The 11,158-nt window shown below is 66.8% G+C and carries 13 protein-coding genes; 6 read left to right on the forward strand and 7 right to left on the reverse strand.

All coding sequences use genetic code 11. From position 1 onward, the window contains the following. The 3 genes from BRAS3809_RS04965 to scpC form a co-directional block, all read left to right on the forward strand. A partial coding sequence (locus BRAS3809_RS04965; protein WP_035655308.1) for a DUF1254 domain-containing protein occupies positions 1–512 on the forward strand: 512 nt, incomplete at its 5' end. Positions 513–639: 127 nt separating this feature from the next. Next, positions 640–1,143 carry a CYTH domain-containing protein gene (locus BRAS3809_RS04970; RefSeq protein ID WP_008961009.1) on the forward strand — a complete coding sequence of 168 codons (504 nt, stop codon included), beginning with the start codon at positions 640–642 and terminating at the stop codon, positions 1,141–1,143. A gap of 303 nt (positions 1,144–1,446) precedes the next feature. Continuing rightward, positions 1,447–2,937 (forward strand): succinyl-CoA:acetate CoA-transferase ScpC, encoded by a 1,491-nt coding sequence (scpC, locus tag BRAS3809_RS04975; RefSeq protein ID WP_008961010.1) that lies wholly within the window; start codon positions 1,447–1,449, stop codon positions 2,935–2,937. 14 nt (positions 2,938–2,951) lie between these two features. Here the strand turns inward: scpC and BRAS3809_RS04980 are convergent, their stop codons facing one another. Together BRAS3809_RS04980 and BRAS3809_RS04985 are read right to left on the reverse strand one after the other, a co-directional pair. Next, positions 2,952–3,701: a hypothetical protein gene (locus tag BRAS3809_RS04980; RefSeq protein ID WP_008961011.1), complete on the reverse strand. Its 750-nt coding sequence runs from the start codon at positions 3,699–3,701 to the stop codon at positions 2,952–2,954. Positions 3,702–3,729: 28 nt separating this feature from the next. Then, the gene (locus tag BRAS3809_RS04985; RefSeq protein ID WP_008961012.1) at positions 3,730–3,918 is read right to left on the reverse strand and encodes a hypothetical protein; all 189 of its coding nucleotides are present in this window, start codon (positions 3,916–3,918) and stop codon (positions 3,730–3,732) included. A 386-nt stretch (positions 3,919–4,304) separates the two neighbouring features. On the opposite strand from BRAS3809_RS04985, the gene BRAS3809_RS04990 reads away from it, so the two are divergent. Further along, positions 4,305–5,267 (forward strand): DUF2336 domain-containing protein, encoded by a 963-nt coding sequence (locus tag BRAS3809_RS04990; RefSeq protein ID WP_008961013.1) that lies wholly within the window; start codon positions 4,305–4,307, stop codon positions 5,265–5,267. On the opposite strand, the gene BRAS3809_RS04995 is transcribed toward BRAS3809_RS04990, so the two are convergent. Genes BRAS3809_RS04995 through BRAS3809_RS05005 form a run of 3 tightly spaced genes read right to left on the reverse strand, consistent with a single transcriptional unit; the run spans position 5,264 to position 8,110 of the window. Continuing rightward, entirely contained in the window at positions 5,264–5,614 is a 351-nt protein-coding gene (locus tag BRAS3809_RS04995; RefSeq protein ID WP_008961014.1) for a DUF1491 family protein, read from the reverse strand. The genes BRAS3809_RS04990 and BRAS3809_RS04995 overlap by 4 nt on opposite strands. Positions 5,615–5,664: 50 nt before the next feature. Continuing rightward, positions 5,665–6,354: a peptidoglycan-binding domain-containing protein gene (locus BRAS3809_RS05000; protein ID WP_035655312.1), complete on the reverse strand. Its 690-nt coding sequence runs from the start codon at positions 6,352–6,354 to the stop codon at positions 5,665–5,667. Beyond that, positions 6,347–8,110, reverse strand: a complete 1,764-nt coding sequence (locus BRAS3809_RS05005) for a PAS domain-containing sensor histidine kinase (RefSeq protein WP_008961016.1) — start codon at positions 8,108–8,110, stop codon at positions 6,347–6,349. The genes BRAS3809_RS05000 and BRAS3809_RS05005 overlap by 8 nt, the downstream gene beginning before the upstream one ends. A 453-nt stretch (positions 8,111–8,563) precedes the next feature. Here BRAS3809_RS05005 and BRAS3809_RS05010 point away from each other — a divergent pair, with 453 nt between their 5' ends. Continuing rightward, the gene (locus BRAS3809_RS05010; protein WP_008961017.1) at positions 8,564–9,025 is read left to right on the forward strand and encodes a DUF5330 domain-containing protein; all 462 of its coding nucleotides are present in this window, start codon (positions 8,564–8,566) and stop codon (positions 9,023–9,025) included. Positions 9,026–9,100: 75 nt separating this feature from the next. Further along, a complete protein-coding gene (locus tag BRAS3809_RS05015) occupies positions 9,101–9,526 on the forward strand; it encodes a SufE family protein (protein WP_008961018.1) in 426 nt (141 codons plus the stop codon). 9 nt (positions 9,527–9,535) lie between these two features. Here the strand turns inward: BRAS3809_RS05015 and BRAS3809_RS05020 are convergent, their stop codons facing one another. Further along, positions 9,536–9,952 carry a Ros/MucR family transcriptional regulator gene (locus BRAS3809_RS05020; protein ID WP_008961019.1) on the reverse strand — a complete coding sequence of 139 codons (417 nt, stop codon included), beginning with the start codon at positions 9,950–9,952 and terminating at the stop codon, positions 9,536–9,538. A gap of 200 nt (positions 9,953–10,152) precedes the next feature. Next, on the reverse strand, positions 10,153–11,073 hold the full coding sequence (locus tag BRAS3809_RS05025; protein ID WP_008961020.1) for a hypothetical protein: 921 nt from the start codon (positions 11,071–11,073) through the stop codon (positions 10,153–10,155). Positions 11,074–11,158 lie beyond the last annotated feature (85 nt).

Consider the following 11,158-nt stretch of genomic DNA (forward strand, 5'->3'; position numbering starts at 1 on the left):
CGCTGCCGCGGATCTCGACGCAGGACGCCTATTCGCGGTTGACGCCGATGACCAAGCTCAACGCCGTCACGCCGCTGCCGCTCGCCGATCCCAACAACTCGCCGATGCCGTTCATGGATCCGGCCTTCGCGATGGCGATCTGCCGCTACGACCTGTCCGACGGTCCGCTCAAGCTCACGGTGCCGGTGAGCCAGTCCTATACGTCGGTGTCGTTCTACACGCGCAACGAGCTTGCCTATTACGCGATCAACGATCGTTCCGCAGGCAAGCGCGTCATCGAGCTCGACCTGATGACCGAAACTCAGCATGAGGATCTGCCGGAGGACGAGGAGGTCACGGCGGCCGACCGTCTGATCATCGATTCGCCGACGACGACCGGGCTCATCGTGCTGAAGGCGCTCGCCGCCGAGCCCGGCCTCATGCCGCAGGCGCAAGCCTCGCTTGCGGCGGCCACCTGCGGCCAGCAGGCCGAAGCGCCCGCCAAAGCGGAAAAACCGCGCGGCAAGCGCTGAACGGTAACTCGCTAAGCGGACCTTCGATCAATTCGACAACGCGCTCTTCATCCTTCGTGGCATAGTGATTGTCGCGCTGCGCTGCTATGACGTAACCGGACGGCGAAGCTTCGCTCATCATCAGGTCATGCCTCTCGAAATCGAACGGAAGTTTCTCGTCAGGACCGATTCCTGGCGGGATCATGCGACACACGCTGAGCACCTTCGCGACGGTCTCGTCGCGCGTCAGGACGGTCTCAAGGTCCGCGTCCGCTGCTACGGCAACCGCACGACGCTGTGCGTGAAGAGCGGCCGGCGCGGTCTCTCGCGCGAGGAGTTCGAATACGAGATCCCGCGTGACCATGCCGAGGCGATCTTCGCGCATTGCGAGGGGCGTATCATGGAGAAGACACGCCACTACGTGCCCGGTGAGAGCGGCATCTGGGAGGTCGACGTCTACCACGGCGCGCTCGAGGGCATCGTCATCGCCGAAATCGAACTGCCGAGCGAAACCACGGTCGTCACGCTTCCCGATTGGATCGGCGACGAAGTCACCGGCGATCCACGCTACAGCAAGGCCAACCTGCTCACCGAGCGCTTGCGCGCCGCCAAGGTGCGGGAATTGCGCCGCGCGTGCCTCGCGGGGCTGTGATGCGCGCAAGCGCCGATTGACCCCAGACCCAACGCATATCGCGATTGCATTTTGCGCGCCTCTCTCCGCGCGTCACGGCTTGTCCCGGCCATCCCTGTCGTTCGACATGACGCGGACCACGTGGAGGCCTACGACAAGCCTCGGTAACGGAGACAAGCATCGGCAGGGCCGTTCGCCGAGACAGCTCCGCATTTCCTGTGCGACAGCCCTGCGATTGACCGGTATCAAGACAGCACCGCAAGGCTCATCCTAGACAGCGCGGACTTTGGCGGATCGGACGGTCCGCGCTGGGAGTTTGGCAGGATGAGCTCATCGCAAGTGATGTCGCAGGCGCTGCGCGCCAAGATCATGTCGGCGGACGACGCCGCCGCGCTGGTCACGCCGGGCAGCCATGTCGGCATGAGCGGCTTCACCGGATCGGGCTATCCCAAGGCGGTCCCGATGGCGCTGGCGCGCCGCATCGAGCAGGCGCACGCGCGCGGCGAGCCGTTCCGCATCGGCGTCTGGACCGGCGCCTCGACCGCGCCCGAGCTCGACGGCGCGCTCGCCAAGGCCAACGGCATCGATCTGCGCCTGCCCTATCAGTCCGATCCGACCACGCGCCAGCGCATCAATGCCGGCAGCATCGAATATATCGACCTGCATCTCAGCCATGTCGCGCAATTCGTCTGGTTCGGCTTCCTTGGCCATCTCGACGTCGCCGTGATCGAATGCGCCGGCATCCTGCCGGACGGGCGACTGATCCCGTCGACCTCGATCGGCAACAACAAGACCTGGCTCGACCAGGCCGACCGCGTGATCATCGAGGTCAATTCGTGGATGAACCCGGCGCTGCTCGGCATGCACGACGTCTACTACGGCACCCGGCTGCCGCCGCATCGCAAGCCGATTCCCATCATCGCGCCCGGCGATCGCATCGGCGAGACCACCTACCGCTGCGATCCCAACAAGGTCATTGCCGTCGTCGAGACCCATGCGCCGGACCGCAACACCACCTTCGCGCCACCTGACGACGTCTCGCGCGCGATCGCGGGCCACATCCTCGAGTTCTTCGAGCACGAGGTGAAGCAGGGCCGGCTGCCGCGCAACCTGCTGCCGCTGCAGTCCGGCGTCGGGAATGTCGCCAACGCCGTCATGGCTGGGCTCGATGACGGCCCCTTCCCGCATCTGACCGCCTACACCGAGGTGCTGCAGGACGGCATGCTCAACCTGATCCGTTCCGGCCGGATGGATCTGGCCTCGGCCACCGCGCTGTCGCTGAGCTCGGAGGCCGCGGTCGAGTTCAACCGCGAGATCGAGTTCCTGCGCGATCGCATCGTGCTGCGGCCGCAGGAGATCTCCAACCATCCCGAGGTGATCCGCCGGCTCGGCGTGATCGCGATGAACGGCCTGATCGAGGCCGACATCTATGGCAACGTCAACTCGACGCATGTGCGCGGCAGCAGCATCATGAACGGCATCGGCGGCTCCGGCGACTTCGCGCGCAACGCCTATCTGTCGATCTTCATGACGCCGTCGACCGCGAAGAACGGCACCATCTCCTGCATCGTGCCGATGGTCACGCATGTCGACCACACCGAGCACGACGTCCAGGTCCTGGTCACCGAGCGCGGGCTGGCCGATCTGCGCGGCCTGTCGCCGAAGCAGCGCGCCCGCGCCGTGATCGCGCAGGCCGCGCATCCGAAATTCCGGCCGGCCCTGGCGGACTATTTCGAGCGCGCCTGCCGCGACTCCACCGGCAAGCACACGCCGCATCTGCTGGAGGAGGCCTTTCGTCTGCTCAGGCCGGACTGACGGGCGTACCCGGATCAGCCGCGCGTCGTCAGCGGCCGCTCGATCAGGGGCCGCGCGGCGACCGGCGGATTGGCGGTCTGGGCGGCCAGTTCGTTGATCAGGCGGTCGGCGTCCGCCGCCATGCCGTCGGGCGCCTGCAGCACCAGGCGCTCCAGCGCCCAGCGGTAGGACGAGACGCGCTGCTCCAGGCTGATCTGCACCCATTGCACGATCAGCGAGTTCTCCTGCATGCGCGCGACCGCGTCGGCCTTCTCGCGCGGGGACAGCTCGGTCATGTACCTCATGCTGGCATCGCGCTTGCGATCGAGATCGATGACGCGGATGGCGGAGGCGAAGAACGGCTCGAAGCGGGTGATGTCGTCGCGCACGTCGTCGATCAGCTGCGCGTAGCGCGACGAATGCGAGCGATGCGGCTCGTCGATCAGGGCGCGGCCATAGGCGGTGCGATCGAACGCCACCTTCTGGCGCCACGGCGAGGCCGATGGCTGGTAGTCGCCGAACACGGTCTTCCAGGCGGGACGCGAATGCGGCGGCTCGATCAGCGGATAAGCGAGGTCGCGCAGCTGGCGCTCATTGTCGGTCAGCTGGAACTGCGATGGCTTCACACCCACGCTGGCGGTGGCCTCGGCCCCGATCCATTTGTGCATGTCGTCGTTGCGCATGTCGGCGCGGGTGCGGCCGAAATCGCCGCCGCTGCAGGCGCCGAGCAGTCCGCTGGAAAGAATGAGTGCGACGGCCGGAGCGGCGCGCCGGACCCGAACCATCACGTCCGGCATTCCCAGTCCCCTGATGTCAGCGGCGACGGCGGCGGCGGCTCGGCGCGGTGCCCTCACGGGGCCCGCGATCATCGGTCGTGGTCTCGCGCTCGATCCGAACGACGGGGAGTATCAGGACCGTGCCCATGCCCTCCTGCGGCGCGCCGGTCACGGCAGGCCGCGCGCGACGCGCAACATCCGCCGGAAATTCTATGATGGTCGCCATGCTGACTCTCTTTCGTGCCCGAAGTTCTGACCCCCAAACTCCCCGCTGCCCGAACTTCGCAGGCACAAGGGCACGCAACGCTGACGATCACGAACGCCCGCGAACGGCGCGGCATCCAACGCGGCGAAGATCAGGCTGGCGCCGTGACGCGGCCAAGGCGAGATCATCGAACGGGTCGATTAAGATCAGGACGTGGTTAAGAGGATCTTAATGCAGCGCGGTAGCAGCACGGATCGCGTGCATTCGCGCGAGAAATGGCAAGCCAGCGTTGCGCCTTTGTCTCACCGGGCCATTTCGGCCTGTCTTCACCGATTGTTTTCCTTAACGCGCCATTAAAACAAACGGGCTCTAATCGGCGCAACGATTGCCGAAGTTGCGTACCCGACATGACAAGATCATCGCTGTTCCCCGGCTTCGACGGGTTGCTCACGCTCTCGCGTCGCGAGGGCGTCGATATCAAGCCCACGCTGCTGCGCGTGCTGACCGATCTCTACGTGCAGGCCAGCGCGCACTCCGCCGATGAGGAGCGGCAATTCGTCGAGCTGGCGTCGCGGCTCGTCGACGATGTCGACGATGCGACACGGGCCGCGGTGCGTGCACGGCTCGCGATCTATCCGGGAACGCCGCTCGAGATCCTGAAGAAGCTCGGCCTGCGCCCGGCGCAGGACGAGCCGTCCCCGCCGCTCGCCGGGCTCATTCCCGCAGCGCTGCGCTCACCTCAGCCGCGCGCCACGGCTGCGCGCGATGACGCGACGGGCCTGGCGATGCAGCCGAAGGATGCGGCCGAGCTCAGCGAGATGTTCATGCGCGCCGCCTCCCACGAGCGCATCGCCATCCTGCAGAATCTCGCCACCACGCCGCTCAAGCCGGCGGCGCCGACGCCGTTGCACCGCGCGGTGCACGCGATCGAGGCGCTGGAGATGGCCGCGTTCAACGCCGATGTCGAGACGTTCACGACGGAGCTCGGCGAGAGCCTGATCCTGCCCGCGCGCGTCAGTCACGAGGTGGTCAACGATGCCGGCGGCGAGCCGCTCGCCTGCGCCGCCAAGGCGCTCGGCATGCCGCCGCCGGTGTTCGAGCGCGTGCTGCTGTTTCTCAAGCCCGACATGGGCCAGTCCGTCCACACCGTGTTCCGGCTGTCGCGCTTCTACGAGCGGCTCAGCGAGCGCGCCGCGCTGATCATGCTGGCGGCGTGGCGCGGCGCGGCAATGGCGGCGATCCGGGCGAAGCACCGCACGGCGTTGTACGATGACGAACGGCAGCATGTGCGCGGCAGCAGCATGCGTTCCGGCACGCATGCGCCGGCGAAACCGATCGTGCGCACCGGCACCGACGGCTTCAAGCGCTAGGATTGCTCCGGCGCGAGATCGAGGAAATGGCGACCCTGCTTGTCCTCGGTCTCGACGATCCACGCATCGGGATCGAAGCGCAGCTCCTTGCGAAGGCGCTCATCGACCTCGAACTCCGGCAGGGGCTGCGGCGACACCGCGACGAACAGGCGTTCGAGCGGCCGGCTGTCATCATAGACGGTCTGCGGCGCTGGCGCGTAGAGCTGGGCCGTACGGTCCATCAGCGCGACCTTGACGAAGACGGCGCCGGCCTCCTCCGCGCCGCGATGGCTGATGGCGCCGAACACGCCGGCCGACTGACAGCGGCGCAGATAGGCGCTGACCCAGATGCTCGTCTTCAGTCGCATGATGTTCAGGCCGCGTGAGAGCGTGCTGCCGTCGCAGCTGGTGGCCTGCTCTAGTCGATCGGGTGGCCGATGACAATCGCGAGCTCGCGGACCAGGCGGTCCGACACCTGCCCGGTCACCGGCAGCTTGCGCTCGCGCTCGAACTTCTGGATCGCCGACTGGGTGTCGGAGCCGATCATTCCGGTCGGCTTCAGCTGGCCATAGCCATATTCGGTCAGCGCACGCTGGACCGCGGCAACCCGGCGCGCATTGGCGCCCTGCTGCGTCGGCTGCGGCCGCGGCGTGGCCTGGCCGCCGCTCACCGATCGGACGAGGTCGGCGAGCGGATCGGCATATTTCTGATCCGCGCGCGTCTCCGCAACGCGCGGTTCGGCCACCTTCGGCTCCGTGGCACGGGTCTCGGGCGGCCGGGTCTCGATCACCTTCGGATCGAACGGCGACATGGCCTCCGCCGGCCGCGGGCGCGGCAACGGATTGGAACTGGTGAGCACGGGCGGAATGGTGACGATGGAGCCGAACATCGGCGCGGGATGCGGGCCCGTTTGCAGGAACACGGCATTGACGATGATCGCGCTTGCAGCGGCGCAGGCCAGCAGGGCCGCGAACAGATCCCGCGGGCTGTAGAGCATCGCGCGCATCAGCCAGCCGCGCTCGTCGGCAGCTTCGACCACCGCGGCAGCAGCAGCACGCTTGCGACGGCGCGGCGGCGCCGGATCATCCTCTGCAGTTCGTCTAGGCACTCTTCTTCACCTGAACCACCTGCCCTGACTGGGCGGACCGCGCGGGCGACAGCGGCGTGACGGTGGCGCCAGCGCCCGCCTCGGCAACACAGTTGATCGGCAGCGCGACCGTCACCGTCGTTCCCTCGTCGAGCTTGCTTTCTATCGACATTTCGCCGCCGTGCAAGGTCACGAGGCTCTTGACGATCGACAGCCCGAGTCCGGTTCCCTCGTGACGGCGCTGATAGGTCTTGCCGGCCTGGAAGAACGGATCGCCCAGACGCTTGAGATCGTCGGCGGCGATGCCGACGCCCGTGTCGGTGATTCGCAGCAGCAGGCGCGCGCCATCGACCCCGGCGGAGACCGTGACACGGCCGCCACGCTCGGTGAACTTGATGGCGTTGGAGACGAGATTGAGCACGATCTGCTTGAACGCGCGCGGATCGCCGGTGATCACCGGCAGGTCATGCGGCGCATCCGCCGCGAGGTCGACGCCGTTCTCACGCGCGCGCAGCGCCAGCAGATTGCAGCAGTTGAACAGCGCGGCACGCGGGGCGAACGGCTCCGGCGTCAGTTCGAAATTGCCCGACTCCATCTTAGACATGTCGAGGATGCCGTTCACGACCGACAGCAGATGCTGGCCGGAATCATTGATCAGCTGCGAGTATTCGCGACGCCGCGCGGCGTTGAGCACCAGCGTCTGCTCCTGCATCAGCATCTCGGAGAAGCCGATGATGGCGTTCAGCGGCGTGCGCAGCTCGTGGCTCATCGTCGCGAGGAAACGCGTCTTGGCGGCATCGGCACGCTCCGCCGCACTGCGCGCCAGCTCGAGCGCCTGCTCCTGCAGCTTGCGATCGGTGACGTCGCGCATGACAGCGACCACTTCCTGCTCCGGACCCGCCGGCGCCGGACCGGCGCGATCGAGCGGCCGGCAGCGCATCTCGACCCAGATGAAATCGACCGGATGCTGCCCGCCGCGGCCCTCGCCCGGCGCATCGCGGCGCAGGCGGAACTCGACGCTCGACGCCTCGCTGCCGCCGGCCGCTTCGGACAGTGCCGTGAGATAGGCGGGCCGATCGGCCACGTGAACGCGCTCGAACAGGCCGTGTCCCTGCAACTGGGCGATCGGTGCGCCCAGCAGCGTCTCCGCCGCGGGCGAGATGAACATGACGGCGCCGTTGCGGCGATGGCGAGAAATCACGTCGCTCATGTTGCGCGCGAGCAGACGATAGCGCTCCTCCTCCATCGACAGCAGCGTCACGCTGGTGCGCGCGAGCGTGTCGGCGGCGAAGGCGAGCACGGCCGCATAGAGCGTGGCGGAAGCGACGCCGAAGGCGAGCAGGCCCGCGCGTAGCGCCGGATTGGTCTCCGGCTTCGGCAACCAGCCGAAATGGCCGATCAGGATCAGGAGAAGCGCGCAGGACAGCGCGAGCGCCGCGGAGAACACCACGACACGGCGGGAGGCCGAGAACGACGCCTCCAGGGGTACAACGATCAGCCAGACCGCAGCGAAGGATTCGATGCCACCGGTCTCGATCGACACCGCCATGATCAAGGCGGACAGCGCCAGCGACGACAGCGCGCAGGCGCTCTCGTAACGGCCGGTGCGCGACAGATACCAGGACAGCAGGATCGGCGCGATCAGCCACGCCAGCGCTCCGACCTCGAGCGCACTCGGTGCGCCGCGCATTGCGAGATAGGCCGGGAACACGGCGAAGGCGGCGAGGCTGCCGAGCAGGCGCGGCGCGATGAAGGCGCGATGGCGCGCGCGCGTCATCGCATCAGTTCGAGCCGATGGATGCAGCAAAGCATCAAGACAATCGCGGATGATACTCAACACACTCACGGCTCTCGCGCCTCGGCCTATCGGTCGTTCTCACAAAGAACGCGCCGGGACGCCCCCTGTCGTCGGAAGCACCGTGTCAGACTCGCATTAAGCGAACGCTAAGGGCCAGACTGCGGTCACCACGCCAATCGGACATGATGGTGAACGCATCGTTTCCGGCCGCTTCAGCGGTTGCGAAAGCATCGCAGGCTACAGCCGGTTGCATGCCGCGTTCGGCGCGCGCCAACCAAAAATTTACACCGAAAAAAGTTCGGCCACCGGCTTTGCCAATTCTCAACCAATTAGGCCCAAAGCAGATAGCCGCGACATAGAGCAAGAGAGCTGCGATCTCGGTTGCGCGATTGAGGACGGACGCGGGATCAGCAGCACGGTCGGGGTTGCGTGATGTTCTTTCTGCTTCGGATGGCATTCTGGCTCGGGCTCGTGCTGGTGCTGCTGCCGCGCGAGAAGACGCCGGAGTCCGACAAGCTGCCGCAGATCAATGCGCAAGAGGCGGTGCAGGCGGCGACCGCGGCCATTTCCGACATGAGCCAGTTCTGCAAGCGTCAGCCGCAGGCCTGCGAGGTCGGCGGCCAGGCCGCAACCGTGGTCGGTCATCGTGCCCAGGAAGGCGCGCGCAAGATCTACCAGATCATCACCGACAAGCCCGAGACAGCCGAGAAGCCGGCCGCCGCGGACAAGTTCATCGGCCCGGTGAAGCCTGCCAGCCTCGAGCGGCGCGGCAACGATCATACCGGCTCGATCGACGCGCCCGTGACCGAAGAGGTTCCCGCCGGCGAAGCTCCGGCCGATACGCTCTCGGCCGATGATCTCGGCGCCGAATGGCAGCTGCCGCCGACGCCGTGATTGTCTGGAACCGGCTGTCGCTTTCGTCCCGCCGAACGCCTATATGAGGGCTCAAGGACGGGACTGAAGAGCACCATGACCATCGACGAGATCCGCGACAATTTCGCCCTGCTGGACGATTGGGACGACCGTTACCGCTACGTGATCGAGCTCGGCCGCACCCTGGCCCCGATGCCGGAGGACGAGCACTCCGCCGCCAACAAGGTGCAGGGCTGTGCGAGCCAGGTCTGGTTGTCCAAGCACATGGATGACAGCCGCGCCGTCCCGGTGCTGAACTATCTCGGCGACAGCGACGCTCACATCGTGCGCGGCCTCATCGCGATCCTGCTGACGCTGTATTCCGGACGAACGCCGCAAGAGATCCTGACCATCGACGCGCCGGCCGTGTTCGACGAGCTCGGGTTCCGCGAGCATCTCACGCCGCAGCGTTCGAACGGCCTGCGCTCGATGGTCGAGCGCATCCGCGCGGATGCGCGCGAGGCGCTCGCCGCAGCGTCCTGATCTCTGCAGCTACTTCTCGCGCTCGGGGCGCTGCTGGCCAAGGCCCATCTTCTTGGCGAGTTGCGACCGCGTGACCGCGTAGTTCGGCGCCACCATCGGATAATCCGGCGGCAGGTTCCATTTGTCGCGGTACTGCTCCGGCGTCATGTTGTACTGCGTGCGCAGATGCCGCCGCAGCGACTTGAAGCGCTTGCCGTCCTCGAGACAGACCAGGTAGTCCGGATGGATGGATTTCTTCACCGGAACCGCGGGCCGCGTCGGCTCCGGCGCCGGCTCGCTGCGCCCGGCGGCGACTCGCGTCAGCGCCGCGTGCACCTGACTGATCAGCGACGGTATCTCCGCCGCCGGTGTCGGGTTGTTGCTGAGATAGGCCGAGACGATGTCGGCCGTCAGATCGATAAAGCTCTTGCCCGCCCCTTCGGTCATTGAGCGCACCCGTCCCCGTCCACTGACTTTCGTTCGCAAGTATCACCCGCAGCGGGTGATCGCGTCATCTGTCAATTCTCCAAGCAATATGGGCAAATGACTGGCAAAATGACAAGATAGTGAGGACTTCTTCTTGAGAAGTCTGTCCCGTTTTCAGTACTGCGTACTGTATGCCAGTCTTGCTCCGCGCCGACGGAGGGTCAGCTGCGGCCCTCCAGATGGGTGCGCAACTCGTCGATCGACGCGAAACGCATCATCCCCTCAGGCATCTGCGCCTCGATCGAGCCATCGGAGTAGAGCGAGTAGGCCATCCCGTCCACGACGCCCGACTTGATGATGCTCGCACCCGGCGCATCCAAGTCCTGCGGCTCAGGAGCAGGCTCCGGCTCGACGAAGGCCGGGGCGGCGCGCGCCAGGCGACGAGGAAACGGCGGCCGCTGAGCCTCCGGCGGACGCGTCCGTTCGGGGCGTGACCAGCTCTCGTCGAGAGCCGGAGCAGCGGCAGCAGCCGCGGGCGCGGGCTCATCGGGCGGGATCGCGGGTGGCTCGCTGAGCGGTGGCGAACGGAAATCCGTCGGCATCGACTCAGCGCCGCGCTTTTCGGCCCGGTCACGCTCACGTCGGGAGGTCGAGGCATACAGCAGGTTGCGCCGCGGCCGCTCGGCGGGCTCTGCGGCGGGCTGATCCTCCTCCGGAGAGGACGCTGCGGCGCGCAGAGTGGCGGACAAGGGTGGCGACGGCGGAAGCGGTGCCGATGACAGGGGCCCCGACAGATCGGGCATCCGCGGCCGCGGGCGCGGCGCGCTGCCCTCGCGCCACGCATCCTCTGCCGGCGGCACCGGCGGCGATTCGAGGTCGGCCTTGCTGCCGATGCCCGGCAGTTGCAAGGGCCGGACTTCGGCTTCCGACGGCGAGCGTCCCCGCAACCGTTGCGAGATGACCTTGAGTTCGCTGAGTACCGCCGACAAGGCGAACAGGATGAGCCCGCTGCAGACCCCGAGGGTCCCCGACAGGATCAGCGTGTTACCCACGCTGAACTCCTTCACGGGAATTCCCCAAGCGATCGCTCCAAGCCCGACCAGCACGGCCAGGGCTCCAGCGGCCAACATCGCACTCATCATTCGAACCTATCCCCTAATGCGCCGGGTCCGGACGGTGTCCCGACCCTACCACACTAGTTAGCTGCGGCTGCCCGCTTCCGTTGAA

Source organism: Bradyrhizobium sp. STM 3809 (assembly GCF_000239795.1).
GTDB lineage: Bacteria > Pseudomonadota > Alphaproteobacteria > Rhizobiales > Xanthobacteraceae > Bradyrhizobium.